Origin of the sequence: Billgrantia montanilacus (genome assembly GCF_003336675.1) — a bacterium.
GTDB classification, from domain to species: Bacteria; Pseudomonadota; Gammaproteobacteria; order Pseudomonadales; family Halomonadaceae; genus Halomonas; species Halomonas montanilacus.
Window position 1 is genome coordinate 126,029 of the sequence record NZ_QPII01000003.1, and the last position, 16,157, is coordinate 142,185.

A 16,157-nucleotide genomic window follows, 5' to 3' on the forward strand; every position below is an offset into this window, starting at 1 on the left:
CGCAGCCGCAATCCGTGGGGGTGAAACCACTCTATGACGCCAATTTTGTGGAAAATTGTTCCATATGTAAACCCGGGTAAAAGGTTCAGCGCACTAGACATAGGGTTAAGAGGCATGGTTTTGACCATTTGGTCAGCTCGCTTTCGCCCCAGGGGTCTCTCGCTAGGCTAGACGACTCCTGTGTAAACTGCGCCTCAATATCATTCGACTGCCAGCAGCCATGAACGGCTCGCAAGACGACCGGCTTACCTGTCGGAGGACATGATGACCGACTTCACGCCCCTGCAAGCCCTGGGGCCAATCGCCCCCTTCGGCTCGGACGCCGGAGAACCGCTGGCCGACTATCTCGACTACTACGGGCTGTCGCCCTTGCTGACCGAACACGTGGGGCTCTACGTCGGCTACCTGGAGACGGATCGCTATCAGCTATGGACCCAGGTCTGGAGCCCCCCCCAGGCGGTCGGCACCGCTTTCGTGGTACACGGCTACTTCGACCACCTGGGCTTGTATCGCCATTTGCTGGAGCGTCTGCTTGAGCGTGGCTGGCGCGTGGTGCTCTGGGACCTGCCAGGACACGGCCTCTCCAGCGGCCGACGCGCCTGTATCGACGATTTCGACCACTATGGTGAATGCTTGCGTGCCCTGCAGGATCAGTTGAGCGACCGGGGCCTTGCGCCCAAGCCCTGGCTCGGCGTCGGTCAGAGCACCGGTGCGGCGATCCTCGCCACCGATGCGCTCAGCCGCCCCGACGATGGACACTGGTCGGGCTTGGCCCTGCTGGCGCCGCTGGTACGCCCCTCGGGCTGGTCCCAGTCGAGCTGGCTGCATCTGCTGGTTGGCCCTTTCGTGCGCACCCTGCCCCGGCGGTTCCGGGAAAACTCCACCGATAGCGAGTTCGCGCTCTTTCTGCGGGAACAGGACCCTCTGCAACCCGAGCACCTGTCGATGAACTGGGTCAGCGCCATGCGCCGCTGGATGCCGCAGCTGCTCGCGCTACCCCCCAGCAAGCTGCCCACGCTGATTCTTCAGGGGGAACAGGACCTCACCGTGGACTGGGAGTGGAACCTGTCGGTGCTGGAACGCAAGTTTCCCAATGCGCGCGTTCACCGCCACCCCGAAGCGCGTCATCACCTGGTCAATGAAGCGGAGGCCATACGCCATACGCTGTTCGCGGCCCTGGACGACTTCATCGTCGATCTGGAGCTTCCCTCCCAGGCCTTCGACGAGTCATCGCCCCGATGCTGAAATACGCCACGATGCTATTGGCGGCCCTGCTGCTCACCGGCTGCGCCAACCAGCCTCCCGCTCCCGACCCGATTCGCCAGGCCCTGCAGAACCTCAGTAATCGTGCCGCCGACCGGGTGATGAATGTGGCCGAGCTACAGCCAACCCAGGAGCAGGTGCTGCTGCTCGCGACACCCTCGGTGGATGGCAGCCTGAACATCGCCTCCGAACGCTTCCTGGAGAACCTGACCCGGGCCATGCTAAGGGTTCCCGACGGCCCTCAGGTGCTGGACTGGCGTCCCGCCATGGCGGGCGACAGTGGCGGCCATCAGTGGCGGCTGGAAACCCAGTTGGAAGCCTCCGCGCCGCGGCTGCAGCTCTCCGACCGCGAACTCCTGCCCTACCGGTTGACGCTGGCCCTGTTTCGCCCCGATACCGAAGGGGCGCTCTGGGAAACCTCAATCGAAGGAGCCTTCGACGCAACGGCGCTGTAAACTCGTCAGCGAGGGCTTGCTCATGAGGAGAGGCTATTTACACGTTACACGCGTCACGAGCGACGGCCAGGCAAGGCGAAATCAATCGAGAAAGCGGAGTTTACGGGTTTGTAAATGAGCATTTTGAGATTGATTTCAACACAGCATGGCCTAGCGCAGTAGCGTGTAAACAGCCACTTAGCCCTGGCGCTGACGATCCAGTTGCCGATAGCCGATCGCCTCCATCAGCTCGGCGCGTTCGGGCTGCGGCTTGTCGGCAAGGTCGGCCAGGGTCAGCGCCACCCGCAGCACCCGATGATAGGCCCGAGCGGAGAGCCGCAGCCGCTCGAGTACCCCGGCGAGCCAGGCCCGGTCGGCCGTCGACAAGGCACAGGCCGCCTCGAGTTCCCGGCTGCCCAGATGGGCATTGAGCGCTCCACGGGCGTACTGGCGATTGCGCGCCACCATCACCCGCTCGCGCACCTCGGCCGAGCTCTCTCCGGTCTCGCGAGAGGTCAATTGCTCCGGGGGTAGTGCCGGCACCTCAACCTGCAGGTCGATGCGGTCCAGCAACGGCCCGGAGAGCCGCGACTGATAGCGCTGGATCTGGGCAGCGGTGCACTGACAGGCCTGACGGGGATCGCCCAGGTGACCGCAGGGGCAAGGGTTCATGGCTGCGACAAGTTGAAATCTAGCGGGAAAGCGTCTTTCGTGACTGGCCCGGGCGATATGGATCTGTCCCGACTCCATGGGCTCTCGCATCACCTCGAGGACATGGCGGCTGAACTCGGGCAGCTCATCGAGAAACAGCACCCCCTGGTGGGCCAGGGATATCTCACCGGGACGCGGCCACGAACCGCCGCCCACCAGGGCCACGGCGCTGGCGGTATGGTGAGGCGCACGGAAGGGCCGACGCCCCCACTGCTCGGACAGTGGCAGGCCGCAGACCGAACGGACGGCGGCCACTTCCAGGGCCTCATCCTCGGTCAGCGGCGGCAGGATGCCCGGCAGGCGGCTGGCCAACATGGTCTTGCCGGTGCCTGGCGGGCCCGAGAACAGCAGGTTGTGGCCGCCCGCGGCGGCGATCTCCAGCGCCCGGCGCGCCTGGTGCTGACCCCGCACCTCGGCCAGATCTCCCTCGATGACCGACGACACCGGCGGCGCTTCCAATTGGTGCGCCGCAATCGATCTCTGGCCCAGCAGGTGGGCCACTACCTCCAGCAGGTGGTCGGCGGGAAGCACCTGAAGGTCGCCGGCCAGGGCGGCCTCGTTGGCACATTCCCGCGGCACGATCAGCTTCCGGCCGGCACGCCTTGCGGCCAGGGCCAGCGGCAGCACGCCGCTGATCGGGCGCAGCCGGCCGTCCAGCGCCAGTTCGCCGACGCTTTCGATGCCATCGAGGGCATCGCCGGGAAGCTGGCCTGAGGCCACCAGGATCCCCAGGGCAATGGGCAGGTCGAAGCGCCCGCCGACCTTGGGCAGGTCGGCGGGCGCCAGGTTGAGCACGATACGGCGAGTGTTGGGGAAGTCGAATTTCTGCAAACCAATGCACGGAATCCCGCAGATTATCATTTCATGCTCAGATACTTACTAAAGTGCTTGCACCCTGTTGCCCCGATGACTACCATCCAATAACACAATTTATGGCAGGTATTTGAGGGGGTAGTATGCCCAAGGTAGCCAAGGAACTGAGCGCGAAAGCGGTGCGGGATCTAAGCAAGCCCGGCATCCATAGCGTGGGCGGCGTGCCAGGCCTGGCCCTCCAGATCACCGATTCCGGCGCCAAGTCGTGGATCCTGCGCATCGTGGTCGGCAATAGGCGCAGGAACATCGGCCTTGGTGGCTTCCCTGGCGTCACCCTGTCCATGGCCCGAGATCGCGCCCGAGAGATGCGCGACCTCGCCTACCAGGGCATAGACCCCCTGGAGGAGAAGAAAGCAGCCAAGGCTCGACTGGAGGCCGCGCAGGCGCAAGACCTGATCTTTCGTGAGGCAGCCAAGCGCTACCTGCGAGACAAGCGGGAGAGCTTCAAGAATGCGGCCAAGGAAGCCCAGATGTTCGAGAACACCATGGAGAGCTACGTCTATCCCTTCATCGGAAACATGCGCGTTGGCGAGATCGAGCGCCGGCACATCTACGAGCTGCTGGTCGATGGCCGGCTCTGGTTCGACAAGACCCCCACCGCTAGCCGCGTCAGGGCTCGCATAGAGCGAGTTCTGGATTGGGCTAAGGCCATGGGCTACCGGCATGGCGATAACCCGGCCGCGTGGCGCGGTGGGCTGGATCACGCCCTGCCCTCACCCCGAGAGCTGCACAAGCGCAAGAAGCAGCACCAGCCGGCGCTCCCCGTCGAAGAAATGCCCGCCTTCATGGCTGACCTGCGGAAGCGCGGCACCATGACGGCCCGCTGCCTAGAGTTCTGCATCCTGACCGCTGTTCGTTCTGGCGAGGTGAGGAAGGCACGCTGGGAAGAAATCGACCTCAATAAAGGCGTTTGGACCATTCCGGCCGAGCGGATGAAGATGGACCGCCCTCACCGCGTACCGCTGCCGCAATGCGCCGTTGAGATGCTGAAGCAAATCCCCCGCGACCTGAGCGACTTAGTTTTCCCTGGCACTGGTGGTAAGCCGCTGTCCGAGAACACCCCCGGCCTACTGCTACGGCGCATGCACGCAGAGAAGAAGGAGCAGGATGGCAAAGATGGCAAGGGCTATGTCGATGCCGTCAGCGGTCGAGTCGTCACCATGCACGGCTTCCGTTCGACATTCCGCGATTGGGCCGGCGAGCGCACCAGCTACCCGAGAAACATCATCGAAACTGCCCTTGCCCACCTGGTAGGCGACGAGACAGAGCGCGCCTATGCCCGAGGCGACCTATTTGAAAAGCGGCGTCAGCTCATGAAGAGCTGGGCCGACTACTGCGCAGGAACTGGCGTCCAAGGGAGCGTGACGCCCATACGAACCATGGAAGGATAAAAAGCCCCCGCAACTGTTGGAGCAGTCCGAGGGCATGACACCGCGAAACTGGAGATAACGCGATGCAAGCACAGCATAACATCAACCCAACGTCGGCTGCTCAACTCAGCGCCTTGATGGCCATCCTAAGCGAGTTCCTCCACAACCCTCTGCTGCCTGCCGTTCCAATGCTCGCCCATCCTCTTGCTCAACTGGAGGCGCAGCAATGAACCGAGAAGCCCTGGAGCTGGTGGCGATGCAGCTAGAGCACGCGAGCGTCAACTGGCGGCGGATAGCGACGGAGCATTACATCAGATGCCAGCCAACCCCGACCAGCGAGCTGGACGCTGTGGCCGACTGCATGGCCGATCTTAGCCGGCAGGTACGCACAGCACTGGAAGACTGAGTGAATGCCAGGGAAGGCAACAATGAGGTGTTTTTCAAGGCGCACGTCTTAAAATCCTGACATGTGGTTTGTAATCAACTACTTAAGAGGTTGTCACGACGCGATACTTGGCCCGAATCGACATAATCAGACAATTATCGTTCACTATGTTGGTGTAGCAGGCTGGCACTGGGCATGGCGCTGACAGTCGACAACATCCAGCGCACCGCGATTTAGGGCGATATGCTGAGTTATCCACAAGTGAAACGTACACGGCACGAATAGGGATAACCCAAAAAGGCTCTGATACACTCTGCAACGTAGGTGAAGTAAGCGTAGTGCTGAGGGTGATTAACGCCGCTTGATGCGGCATGGGCTGATCAAGCGACTGCTCAACCATAAGATGCCCAGATTGATACGCCCGGCAATGTGCAGCACCAAAAGGAAAGCCCCCATTATGGCGGTAGGACGCTAGGGGGCTAAATAGAGCTAGACACTCGCGAGGCGCGAGCGGTGAAGTCGATGTAGGAGTCGACAACACGCCATCATTATCGACCCGTCAGGTTGATTCTGTAAAGCCCGCCCTTGCCAGTGTTTCATATGAAGGAGCTGGTTATGGCTATTCCGTACCCCACCCCCGAGCTGATCCGCACTGCGGCGAATGAGCGCTACCTCCGCGATACCGATGTGGCCGAGCGCTACAGCGTTCACCGCAATTCGGTTCACCGCTGGGCCAAGGAAGGGAAGATCCCCCGCCCCGTCACTATCGGCGGTTCACGCCGCTGGCGCCTGTCTGACCTTATAGCCACCGAACTTGATGCCAAGTAAGGGGGCCTCATGGTCAATGCACCCAAGCCGACCGGCGCTTGGGCGGTCCGTGCTGCGCTCTCCAATCAGCTAGACACAGAGATCGAGGCAGGCCGTTCGGGCTACGACAGCATCAAGGAATACGCGAAGCAGCGCCATACGATCGACAGCGCCATGATGCAGGCGCTTGATGACCAGTACGGCAACGGCATTCACCTGCGTGGCAAAGGCCTTTGGCAGCGCTTCAAACCGCCAGGGAAGCATAATCCTGACGGCTACGCGGCTGTACTGAGTAACGAAGTGGCCATCTTTGGCGTCTGGGGCAACGAAAAACACTTGGTTGTTCTGAGTGACGACGAGATGACGAAGGAGGAGCGCAGAGAGCACCGCCAAAATGCCCGCGAGGACGCCGACCGCCGCCGCCGTGAGCACCAGACGGCAGAGAAGCGTAGGCACGCCCAGAAGGCCGAACGGGCAGCCTCAGAGGTAAGGGCTATGCCGTGGGCGAATGCCTCGCACCCGTACCTCATAGCGAAGGGCATCGAGGCGCCTGGCCTAAAGCAGAAGGGGCCGCTACTGGTGGCGCCGATGACAGACGGACAGACCATCGTCAACTACCAGACCATTGCCCCCGATGGTAACAAGCGGTTCCTGGCTGGTGCTCGAAAGCAGGGCTGCTACTTCGCACTCGGCCACTTGAGCGACCGGCTAGTTATCTGTGAAGGCGTGGCTACCGCTATCTCGATCCACATGGCCTATGACTGTGCCGTGGCTGCGGCGATGGACTGCGGCAACCTCAAGCCTGTGGCCCTCAACCTGCGACAGCGGCACCCTGACCTGCCAATCGTCGTCATGGCGGATAACGACTATCACCGCGACGACAACCCCGGCGTGACGCATGGAAAGGCCGCTGCCGAAGCTGTCAAAGGCCAGTGCGTATGGCCATCGAAGAATCCAAACAAGCCCGACGGCATGGACTTCAATGACCTGTTCATTGAGCTCGGGGGGATGCTGCTATGACGATGCTCGACCGCGCGGCGCAGTTAGCGGCTGAACAGCTCGATGGGCAACAGCCATTCTCATTGGACCAATTCGCCCTCAACGGCCATGCGGAAACGATGGAAGCCAAGATGCAAGAAGACAAATTCATCCTTGGTCGCCTAGCAATCCTTGGGCAGTCGACCGTGTTCTACGCCAAGCCTAATGCCGGCAAGACGCTGCTGACCGTATGGCTGCTGATAGAGGCCATCAAAGCCGGCGAGATCGAGCCGACTCATGTGTTCTACGTCAACGCCGACGACAACCACAAGGGGCTTGCTTTCAAGCTGAGGCTGGCGGAGCAGTACGGCTTTCGAATGCTTGCCCCTGGCTATAACGGCTTCGAGGCGAAGATGCTGCCGTCCTACCTAGGGAGCATGGTTCATGACGACCAGGCCATGGGCAAGATACTCGTGCTCGACACTGTGAAGAAGTTCACCGACCTGATGAGCAAAGGGAAGTCGTCGGCCTTCAGCGAAGTGGTGCGTCAGTTCGTCATGCACGGTGGCTCTGTAATCATGCTGGCTCACGTCAACAAGCATCGTGATGAGGAGCAGCGTGTCGTGTACTCAGGGACGAGCGACCTTGTGGACGACTGTGATTGCGCCTACACCCTGGACCTCGTCACAGAGGAAATGGGGCGGCGTACAGCCAAGTTCGAGAACCTGAAAAACCGGGGTGACGTCGCGCTTGAGGCTGTCTACGAGTATGACGCCAGCGAAGGGCTCAGCTACCGAGAACGGCTAGAGTCAATTCGACCGGTGAGTGATGCCGAACGACACCAGGCTGAGAAGCGGCGGATGATGGCTGACCGGCTGGAGCGCAACCGGGAAGCAGTCGATGCCATTAAGTCATGCTTGCGGGATGGGATCTGCAAGAAGACTGAGCTGATAGTTGAGGCCAAGTCCAGGGCAGTTGTAAGCCGCCAGAAGATCGAGAGGGCGCTCAAGGAGCACACAGGGAGCAGCCCCTCAAGCCATGAATATTGGCATTTGGAAGTGGCCGACAAGAACGCCCACATCTACAAGCTGAATTGGGGTGGGGGCTGAAAACTGGGAAACTTGCGAAACTGGGAAACTGAATCGCAACTAAGGGGCCAAGCGCCCCTTTTTTCGTGCCTGCTCCAGCTTCTAACCCGTATGGGCCGTGAGTTTCCGGAGTTTTTCAGGTTTCTCTAGTTTAACAAGATTACTCAGATTCCAGTTTCCCAGACCCCGCTATCAGCGCTCGAATACGCGCCCTATGTGGCTAGCCAATGGCCACAAAATGAAGGATGCCGCCCCCTCCCAGGAGCATGCCGAGCGCACCGGGCAAAGCAAGTCGAGCATCAACAGCAGCGTCTCCCGCCCGATGACCTGCTAGAGATCGCCGGCACCTCACTGGACAAGGGCATCCTGCCCTGACTGAGGTGGCGCTATTCGACTCAATCGAACGATTACCGCCATATCATCGGAATTAATGAAATAGACCGACGATGAAGAAAATCGCTTGCAGCATGATTCCCCTCATACTAATGTGTGTAACACGTAACACACAAAACACGTAGGCCAGACATGACCGAGAACATGGTTCACCTGACGACCCGCGTACGACGCCAGCTTATCGAGGCGCTGGACGACCTCGCCAAGCAGCGTCGCATGCAGACTGGCGCGGTAGTGCGTCGTGCTGACCTGATACGGGAAGCCCTGGAGAGGCTGACAGCAGGAGACGCCGACCGGCAGGTTAGCCGACAGTCGGATTTTCAGGCGCTCGGTGATGGTGACGAATGCGACTTCGGGACAATCGTGCTGGATGCCCTAGAGCAACTGGCCGACGAAGCTGAGCGGCGAGGCATCGAGGATGTGCAGGACATGGCCCTGACCCTTGCGCCTACCGCTGAACGAGATCCACGAACAGCGCGACTCCGCGCCTTCGTGAGCAAGCTGCACGGCACGCTGCATTCCGTGTAGGACGAAAGAGCCCCGGCGCCTGCTGTAACAGGCCCGAGGCATGACACCGCGAACCTTTGGAGAGACCGCGATGCAAAACCATCATAGCAGTTTTGGCGCCTTATCGACCGATCAGCACCGGCGGCTGATGCGGATACTCAATGAGCTTCGTGACGAGCCGCTGTCACGCGGCCTGATGATCCTCGCCTACCGCTTAGCCCGCATGGAGTCCGCACAATGAGAACTCAGCAACAGCAACTCGCCGCCCTGCCGGTCAATGACCCCTTCGACACTTGCGCGCTCGCTCAAGAGCACCTGGAGCAAGCCGAGGCCCTGTTCCAATCCATCCGCATGATGATCAAAAACCACGCTTACGAGAAGGCGTCCACGCTGGCACTGATGGGATATGAGCAGGCCGGGAACGCCGCCGAGGAATTCCACAGCCAGTTGCAGATCCTCGACGCTCGGGAGGAGGGAAAATGAGCGCATATCGCCTGGACACCACCAGCCACCTGAACGCGAACTTGAACCGCGTCTCGCTGCAAGCGACGTTCATCCTGAGCCGCAAGATTGGATTGACCAAGGACCAGAACATTAGGCTGATGCGCGTCAGGAAAGAGGACATACGTCGCCGCGATGCCGAGCCGGCTGCATGGTTCTATGGTCCAGACCGTGCCGATTGGGTGCGTGCCCGAATGGATCGCGGCGAGTTCAAGGGCAAGTCTGACGAGGAGCTGGGCCGTGCATTCACCGGGGAGGAGCTGGCGTGAAGATGCTCTACCACTACACCAGCGAGCGGCAGCACCTGCCCAAGATTCTGGCATCGGGAGTTCTGCGCGGACGTGCTGACAATGACCAGGAGCGCCCGCTCGTATGGTTTTCATCGCACCCATTTTGGGAGCCGACAGCAACCAAGCCGCGCTGGCTGGGCGGCCTGCTGGCCAATCAGACTTTCGAACAGTACCGAGAGATGGCGGGGTGCGCTCGCTTCGCCCTGCCTGCCGACGACCGGCGCCTGATGGATTGGCGGAAAGCCTGCAAATTCGCCGGGATACCCAAGCGCGACCGCTGGGCTATGGAGGAGACGGGCATCAAGGCCGGAGGTAATCCTAAGCAGTGGTTTGCCATGGCCGAAACCGTACCACTCTCTGAGCTGCGCCTTGAGCGCCTGAGCGGCGATAAGTGGGAGTTTGTCGATATGGAGGTCGAAGCATGATGCCCAGCATTAAACCCCTACGCACTCTGCCCAATGTGACGTACTGGTGGGATACGTCGAAGGACGGTAAGCGGCATACCCTAGTCGCCTGCGTGGATTCTTGGCAACTGGACGTGCCCTATGCCATCTGCTGGATCGAGGGCCAGGCGTTAACGGACGCTATCGAGGCGGAGCACCTACCCGCTGGCACAGGCCCTGGCTGGTTCATTCAGGACGATTGCGGCGTTGTGCTGGCTGAACTGTTCAAGCCTATCGTTGGCCGCCCCCTGGATGAGCTGCTGTGGCGTGAGATTGCCGCCAAGCTTGAGGAGGTGCACAGCGAACCGGAGACCGCCCAATGATTGAGAACATCGAGGAGGCACTGGCGGCCATGGGCTGCAAGATGGGCGAAACCGAGATCACCGAACGAGCCCGCAAGGCCGTTGCTGACGGCGACACCCTGGAGCTGGTGGTGCGAGTGACGCCGACTGAGCGAGCCGGTGCAGTGGTAACGATGCACTCGATGCTGACCAGCGCGAAGGAAAGCCACGGTAGGCTGATCCGTCTCGACTAACTGGAGGACAGCGACTAATGACCGACTTCCGCGCCGAACGCATTGGCATAGCCAATGCATCCCGCCTGCTAGGCGTGCCGGTGACAGAGCTGAAGGACGCCGTTAACAAGGGCGAGCCTCTGCGAGGTGTGATACCACCGCAACCTATCGTTCGTGCGGGAGTGAATCAACGCAGCATGCTGTTCCTGGCTGGTGACGTGATGGACTGCGCTGAGGCAATGAGCAGGCCAAGCTCCACATAATTACCCTTATGATGCATTTGCCGGAACCACTGAGCCCCGCCACCGAGCGGGGCTTTTTCATGAGTGAAATCGATAGAAAAGGGCGGTTTCGTTCGATTCTATCGAATCATGCAGCCATGACGCAGATCTGCGTTATCGACTCGGTCCAACTCTGGACTGAGCATGCAGGCGCTTCCAACTTTGGTCCTCCCTACTTTCCCCCAGCTTTGGGGAAAACCTACCTGGCCGACTGGCCGAACTCGGCCACCTACCACCCGGCCGGCCACCCTAGACCGCGTGGTTACTGGGCTTAGCTGGGCGACGATCACGTAGCTGTCACGCTTGCCGACTTGGGACTCGACCGCCTTGCGCCCCAGGGTATCGAGGTATTCCACCGGTGGTGGATCAGCGATAACGCCAGATCAGCAAGGCGCCGAAAGGTGCGCCCATCCATGAGAGGGAAGGAAAGCGCTGGCTCCTGCGACACAACCCGCCATTCCTGGCCACCCAACTTATCCGCCTATCGCTTGCCACCCTGGCATGCACTGAAAGCCATGACATGAATGAAATTCAAGTTAAATGGAATTTATATGAATAATATGCTACTTTAAGAGCATCTACATGAATGAGGTTCAGCATGATCGACCACGCGCTTGTGCTGCTGGAAACGACCGACCTGCCGAGCTGGGAGAAAGATGCCCCGTTGCGCCGTGAGCTGCTCCGGCTGGACGAGGAATGCCGCGCCTACCACATCGCCGCTTACTGCCCAGATCGTGCCGCCCGCATCGCCAAGCGCGTGAACGAGCGTGCTGCTCGCATTACCGCATTCATGAAAGGGCACCGACACGGCACCCATGCTCGCCGCCAGTGGGCTGACTTCATGGAGTCAACGCTATGAGCCAAGACCGCACAGGCCGCCCCAGGGGCAGCCGCAACATCAAGCCGAGCAAAGCCGCTGTGGCCAACTATTACCGGCTGTTGCAGGACAAGGCAGACACAGGCGACACCGCCGCTGCCGGCTGGCTCCTGCTCCTCAACGAACAGCGCCAGGACTCAGAGCGCAGCTCTCCGGCATAGCCCCGACCATTCGGCGCTCTTACTTCGCGCTGGTGGCGTGACACGAATAGAGAGATAGACCCATGGCAGATTTGGAAAAAAGCGTAGCGATAATCTTCGAAGGCGTTGATGCCATGGGTGCGGGCGTTACGTCAGTCACCAGGCAGCTCGACAACGTGGCCGGCAGCGTCCAGGGCGCCGCCCAGCCCCTTGCCGACTTCACCTATGGGGTGCTGAAGGCACAGACCGCGCTGCTGGCAACCGGCGCCGCTGTAACCGGCCTGGCCGTGAAGGTGTCCGGGGACTTTGACGCCAGCTTTCGAGAGATCACTACCCTGCTGGATGAGTCGGGCGACTCCCTGGACGGGCTGCGCTCGGGGATCCTCGATTACGCCACCGACAGCACGCAATCCATCGACACGATCACTGGCGCCTACTACAACCTGATTTCGGCCGGCAATGACACGACCGAAGCTATGACCTTGCTGGGCGCCGCCGAGCAACTGGCAGTCGGCGGTAAGACGGATCTTGATACCGCCGCCAAGTCGCTGGCCGGCACGCTGAGTGCCTACGGCGCTGAAGCCAGCGAGGCGAGCGACTACACCGATACGCTTTTCGTGGCCATGGCCAACGGCATGACGACCATCGGTGAACTGGCAAGCGGCCTTCCCAACATCACCGGCCTGGCCTCACAGCTTGGCGTGGACTTCGACACCCTTTCCTCTGCCGTGTCGGCTCTGACTACCACCGGCCTATCGACCAGCCAGGCAGTAACACAGGTTGGCGCCGCCCTGAATTCGATCATGGGCCCCTCACAGCAAGCGCGGACGCTGGCGGAAGAGCTGGGAATCGAGTTCAGCGCAACGGCTCTGCGAAGCATGGGCCTGGCCGACTTCATGGACATGCTCGCTGAGGCCACTGGCGGCAGCGAGGAGCAAATGCGCACCTTGTTTGGCTCCTCCGAGGCGACCAAGGGCATGTTGTCGCTGATGGGGCCTGTGGCCGAAGCCTTCGCCGATGGCCTGGAGGACATGGAGAACAAGGCCGGCGCGACAGCCACCGCTTTCGAGAAGATGGCCGGCACCGTCGAGCAGGGTTCGCAGAAGATCAAAAACGCCATGACCGTGGCGCTGATCAACCTGGGGGATCCGCTACTCGATTCGTTCGGGGGCATTCAGGAAGCCATTGCCGCCATCTTCAATGCCATCGGCATATCGTTGAACGATGGCCAGCTCAATCAGTTTGTCGAACAACTCGAGAGCGTATTCCAGGCGATGGAGGCCAAGCTACAGGCTGTCGCCGCCAACCTCCCCGAAGCCCTGGAGTCGGCCGACTGGAGCGGGTTCCTCAACGGTATTGAGGCGATCCGCGAAGCCATCGGCGGAATATTCAACAACGCTGACATCACCAGCGCCGAAGGCCTCGCATCGGTAATCGAGACGCTGGGCACCGGCTTCGAGATGCTGAGCCAATACACCGCCGGGACAATCACCGCCCTGGTGCCGTTCATCGAGCAGCTTGCCGACCTGGCCAGCTGGATCATGAAGATAGACCCCGAGTGGGTTGCGCTGATGGGCAAGATTGGCGGGGGTGCCGTCGTCTTGACCACGGTGCTGAGCGTCTTCAGCAGCCTGCTGGGCATCATCAACGGCCTGGCCGGAGCCAAGGGCGCGATCCCGGCGATGACCGCCGCAACCGGCAAGCTGGCAGCTGTGATGGGCGCTACCGGCGCCGCTGGGCTTGTCGGCGCTGCTGGCCTGGCTGCCGGCGCCCTGGTCTACCTGACGGGCAAGGCAACGGACTACCTGCTGGGGATCGGCGACATCGAGGAGGCCCAGGGCAAGCTGCTGGATGCTGTCGATGAATCCGCCAAAGGGATGGTGGAAAACTACGATGACCTGTTCGATGCCATCGAGGACGGGACCGTCACCTGGGATCACGCCACTGGCCAGTGGATCAAATCTACCGGGGAGGTGAATACCGCCCTGGGGGCCATGGTGCGGGAGACTGACGAAGCCGCCAATAGCACGCGGACGATTTCAGAGGCCGCCGTACAGGCCGCTCAATCCGTGGCCGGCACTGGCACCTCCATCATGGAAGGGGTCAATGCCTGGAACGAGTGGCGTGCCGCGCTGGCAGCTGCGAACCAGCAAGCCGAACAGACCGAGCAGGCGCATTCGACCAATGCGGACACGCTCTGGAGCTACATCAACGGCATCGAAGAATCTGCCGAGGCCTGGGAAAAGCTCAACGACAACACCTATCAGGCCGTCGATAACAGCCGCCAGATCGAGGAGGCCTTAGGCAAGGTACGCAGCCAGTTCGAGGCGGGGATGATCGATGAAGATGCCTACGATGCCATGGTGGCCACCCTTGGCGACATGAAGACTGGCAGCATCGAAGCCGGCGAGGGAATCAGCATCATGGGCAAGGACATGGAGGATGCTGGCAAGCAGCTTGATAAAACCACAGGCCAGGCCCTCGACCTTGAGATGCAGCTGAATGAGCTGGCCAGCAACCAGCGCATCAAGGCCATGGAGTTCACGGCCGACCTTCAGATTGCTCAGGTAGAGGCCGAGACCAAGCGCCTCGAAGTGATGTTCGACAGCCTCGACAACACCATCACCAGCACCGGCGAGACCCTGGAGTCCCTGACCGGAAACCTGGCCGGGTTCAGTTCCCGGCACTCCAGCGGCTACCGTGAAATGCTCGAGATCATCAAGAACGAAGAAAAGCGGCGTGATAAGGCTATCGATGCCCAGGTTGAGCACGTCAAAGCATCAACGGAAAACATGCAGGCCCGCACCAAGGCGCTCCAGGACGGCGATGGATTGATCAAGATCGAAAGCGACGGTCTGGAGCCCGCCCTGGAGATGATCATGTGGAACATCATCGAGCGGGTACAGCTGCGGGCAAATGCCGAAGGCGCCGAGTTCCTGTTAGGTCTGAATGGTCCGGGGGGTGGCGTATGACCGGCATTGACCCGACTCACTCCCCGGCCATGCGCGATCTGCTGATCAGAATCGCTGCCAGCCGGATGGCGCTCAAGGAGTCCCGCAAGACACTGGACCAGGCCCGAGAAGACTTCGCAGAGCTGACCCGGCAAGTTCGGCCCCTGGGTGATCCGGTGCTAACTGAGGCCGGCGAAGCCCTGGCCACCGCCCCCAATGATAAGCGCCTTATCCCGTTCCGAGAATTCACCGATGGGCTGATCAGTCTGGCGCAAAAGCACTCCCCCGAGGATGCAGAGCGCGCCCGCCTGATGGGCATGGTAGATCAAGCCAGCAAAACCATGAGCAAGGCCCAGGAGGCTCGCCAGTACGAGCTATGCGCCCTGCTGCGAATGAACACCTTGGCACGGGAAGCCGAAGCTCTCTATGCGCTGGAGCGCAAGCAAGGGGGAGGGATTCACTGATGCCGCCGACTATGATCCGCGAACTTCGTGAGAAAGCCGCCGCTGCCCGCCAGCGCCGCGACTATCACCACCGCCAGTTCAACCAAGCCCTTGCCAACCTGAAGACACTCGGTAGCCACTGCCCTGGCGTGAGCTGTCCGCGAGTCCAGGCGGCAGGCCTGGTGCTGGCAAAAGCCACTCGAAGTGAGGTGCATGCGCCTTTCATGACCTTTGCCGATGCCATCCGCGACCATGCCCGCGACCTGCCGAAAAATAGCAGGGGGGATGGAGTGAAGCGCCTGGCGAACCGGGCCGTAGGCTACATGCGAGAGCTGGCCCACCACGTCGATCGAGAGGCGGCAGCGCAGCGAGAATTACAGCTGTTCCAATACACGCTGGAAACTATCGAAGCCGGCACCCAAGCCGCCAAAGACAGCGAGGCCAGTGAGACGGCCAGCGCCAGGTGGGCCAAGTGATCACCGTGCCAGCTCTGATTCAGGGCCAGAGGCCATACGCCTGTGGAGCGTGGGCTGCCGGCGAAGTGCCGATGGCTCCAGAGAAGTGGCGCGAGCTACTGGCCACCCCGTTCAGCTGCCTTCTGGCGTTCATTCATTTCCGTGATTGCCTGGTGGACCTCCCTTTCCTGAGTCCCGGTAACCCAGCCGGTAAGGGTAGCCATGAAAAGCAGCACCCCCGCGATGACATAGACCCACCAAGGGCCGGCCCATTCGAGCCAAATACCGGCGGCCACTGGGATCAGGACGGCCGCGACAAAACACCAGACAGCCGCTGTGCCCCCCTGCTCTTCAACTTTGTTCTGTGCCATGCGCTTGCCCCCGGCGATGTGTGGCTAGTCAGTGTAGCGCAACGTAACAAAACGCCGGGTCCTCCCTGGCCACCTACCCCCA

23 protein-coding genes are annotated in these 16,157 nt (G+C 61.1%); 21 read left to right on the forward strand and 2 right to left on the reverse strand.

Features of this window, described 5'->3' with window-relative positions; translation table 11 throughout:
* Positions 1 to 264: 264 nt before the first annotated feature.
* Entirely contained in the window at positions 265 to 1,245 is a 981-nt protein-coding gene (locus DU505_RS05970; protein ID WP_114478080.1) for an alpha/beta hydrolase, read from the forward strand.
* Positions 1,239 to 1,718, forward strand: a complete 480-nt coding sequence (locus DU505_RS05975; protein WP_114478081.1) for a hypothetical protein — start codon at positions 1,239 to 1,241, stop codon at positions 1,716 to 1,718. Before DU505_RS05970 ends, DU505_RS05975 begins: the two co-directional genes overlap by 7 nt.
* Before the next feature lie 177 nt (positions 1,719 to 1,895).
* Here the strand turns inward: DU505_RS05975 and DU505_RS05980 are convergent, their stop codons facing one another.
* On the reverse strand, positions 1,896 to 3,239 hold the full coding sequence (locus DU505_RS05980; protein ID WP_245947786.1) for a YifB family Mg chelatase-like AAA ATPase: 1,344 nt from the start codon (positions 3,237 to 3,239) through the stop codon (positions 1,896 to 1,898).
* A gap of 125 nt (positions 3,240 to 3,364) precedes the next feature.
* On the opposite strand from DU505_RS05980, the gene DU505_RS05985 reads away from it, so the two are divergent.
* From DU505_RS05985 to DU505_RS06070, 19 genes are all read left to right on the forward strand, one after another.
* Positions 3,365 to 4,672 (forward strand): tyrosine-type recombinase/integrase, encoded by a 1,308-nt coding sequence (locus DU505_RS05985; protein ID WP_114478083.1) that lies wholly within the window; start codon positions 3,365 to 3,367, stop codon positions 4,670 to 4,672.
* Between the two features lie 62 nt (positions 4,673 to 4,734).
* Positions 4,735 to 4,881, forward strand: a complete 147-nt coding sequence (locus DU505_RS22495) for a hypothetical protein (RefSeq protein ID WP_181872741.1) — start codon at positions 4,735 to 4,737, stop codon at positions 4,879 to 4,881.
* Positions 4,878 to 5,057 (forward strand): hypothetical protein, encoded by a 180-nt coding sequence (locus DU505_RS05990; RefSeq protein ID WP_114478084.1) that lies wholly within the window; start codon positions 4,878 to 4,880, stop codon positions 5,055 to 5,057. Before DU505_RS22495 ends, DU505_RS05990 begins: the two co-directional genes overlap by 4 nt.
* 594 nt (positions 5,058 to 5,651) lie before the next feature.
* A complete protein-coding gene (locus DU505_RS05995) occupies positions 5,652 to 5,864 on the forward strand; it encodes a helix-turn-helix transcriptional regulator (RefSeq protein ID WP_114478085.1) in 213 nt (70 codons plus the stop codon).
* A gap of 9 nt (positions 5,865 to 5,873) precedes the next feature.
* Positions 5,874 to 6,863, forward strand: coding sequence for a toprim domain-containing protein (locus tag DU505_RS06000; protein ID WP_114478086.1), 990 nt, complete (start codon positions 5,874 to 5,876; stop codon positions 6,861 to 6,863).
* The gene (locus DU505_RS06005) at positions 6,860 to 7,930 is read left to right on the forward strand and encodes a P-loop NTPase family protein (protein WP_114478087.1); all 1,071 of its coding nucleotides are present in this window, start codon (positions 6,860 to 6,862) and stop codon (positions 7,928 to 7,930) included. The genes DU505_RS06000 and DU505_RS06005 overlap by 4 nt, the downstream gene beginning before the upstream one ends.
* A gap of 504 nt (positions 7,931 to 8,434) precedes the next feature.
* Positions 8,435 to 8,830: a hypothetical protein gene (locus DU505_RS06010; RefSeq protein WP_114478088.1), complete on the forward strand. Its 396-nt coding sequence runs from the start codon at positions 8,435 to 8,437 to the stop codon at positions 8,828 to 8,830.
* Positions 8,831 to 8,900: 70 nt separating this feature from the next.
* Positions 8,901 to 9,050, forward strand: coding sequence for a hypothetical protein (locus DU505_RS22500; RefSeq protein ID WP_181872742.1), 150 nt, complete (start codon positions 8,901 to 8,903; stop codon positions 9,048 to 9,050).
* Positions 9,047 to 9,292 carry a hypothetical protein gene (locus tag DU505_RS06015; protein ID WP_114478089.1) on the forward strand — a complete coding sequence of 82 codons (246 nt, stop codon included), beginning with the start codon at positions 9,047 to 9,049 and terminating at the stop codon, positions 9,290 to 9,292. Before DU505_RS22500 ends, DU505_RS06015 begins: the two co-directional genes overlap by 4 nt.
* The gene (locus tag DU505_RS06020; protein WP_114478090.1) at positions 9,289 to 9,579 is read left to right on the forward strand and encodes a hypothetical protein; all 291 of its coding nucleotides are present in this window, start codon (positions 9,289 to 9,291) and stop codon (positions 9,577 to 9,579) included. The genes DU505_RS06015 and DU505_RS06020 overlap by 4 nt, the downstream gene beginning before the upstream one ends.
* A complete protein-coding gene (locus DU505_RS06025) occupies positions 9,576 to 10,025 on the forward strand; it encodes a hypothetical protein (protein ID WP_147273044.1) in 450 nt (149 codons plus the stop codon). Before DU505_RS06020 ends, DU505_RS06025 begins: the two co-directional genes overlap by 4 nt.
* Positions 10,022 to 10,366 (forward strand): hypothetical protein, encoded by a 345-nt coding sequence (locus DU505_RS06030; RefSeq protein WP_114478092.1) that lies wholly within the window; start codon positions 10,022 to 10,024, stop codon positions 10,364 to 10,366. Before DU505_RS06025 ends, DU505_RS06030 begins: the two co-directional genes overlap by 4 nt.
* Positions 10,363 to 10,578 (forward strand): hypothetical protein, encoded by a 216-nt coding sequence (locus DU505_RS06035; protein ID WP_114478093.1) that lies wholly within the window; start codon positions 10,363 to 10,365, stop codon positions 10,576 to 10,578. Before DU505_RS06030 ends, DU505_RS06035 begins: the two co-directional genes overlap by 4 nt.
* A 17-nt stretch (positions 10,579 to 10,595) precedes the next feature.
* Entirely contained in the window at positions 10,596 to 10,820 is a 225-nt protein-coding gene (locus DU505_RS06040; RefSeq protein ID WP_114478094.1) for a hypothetical protein, read from the forward strand.
* Positions 10,821 to 11,436: 616 nt separating this feature from the next.
* Positions 11,437 to 11,697 carry a hypothetical protein gene (locus DU505_RS06050; protein ID WP_114478096.1) on the forward strand — a complete coding sequence of 87 codons (261 nt, stop codon included), beginning with the start codon at positions 11,437 to 11,439 and terminating at the stop codon, positions 11,695 to 11,697.
* Positions 11,694 to 11,876 (forward strand): hypothetical protein, encoded by a 183-nt coding sequence (locus DU505_RS06055; RefSeq protein ID WP_114478097.1) that lies wholly within the window; start codon positions 11,694 to 11,696, stop codon positions 11,874 to 11,876. The genes DU505_RS06050 and DU505_RS06055 overlap by 4 nt, the downstream gene beginning before the upstream one ends.
* 62 nt (positions 11,877 to 11,938) lie before the next feature.
* Positions 11,939 to 14,827 (forward strand): phage tail tape measure protein, encoded by a 2,889-nt coding sequence (locus DU505_RS06060; protein ID WP_114478098.1) that lies wholly within the window; start codon positions 11,939 to 11,941, stop codon positions 14,825 to 14,827.
* The gene (locus DU505_RS06065; RefSeq protein WP_114478099.1) at positions 14,824 to 15,270 is read left to right on the forward strand and encodes a hypothetical protein; all 447 of its coding nucleotides are present in this window, start codon (positions 14,824 to 14,826) and stop codon (positions 15,268 to 15,270) included. Before DU505_RS06060 ends, DU505_RS06065 begins: the two co-directional genes overlap by 4 nt.
* Complete coding sequence (locus tag DU505_RS06070) at positions 15,270 to 15,725, forward strand: hypothetical protein (RefSeq protein WP_114478100.1); 456 nt, start codon at positions 15,270 to 15,272, stop codon at positions 15,723 to 15,725. Before DU505_RS06065 ends, DU505_RS06070 begins: the two co-directional genes overlap by 1 nt.
* A gap of 95 nt (positions 15,726 to 15,820) precedes the next feature.
* Here DU505_RS06070 and DU505_RS06075 read toward each other — a convergent pair whose 3' ends face one another.
* The gene (locus DU505_RS06075; protein ID WP_114478101.1) at positions 15,821 to 16,075 is read right to left on the reverse strand and encodes a hypothetical protein; all 255 of its coding nucleotides are present in this window, start codon (positions 16,073 to 16,075) and stop codon (positions 15,821 to 15,823) included.
* Positions 16,076 to 16,157: the final 82 nt, after the last annotated feature.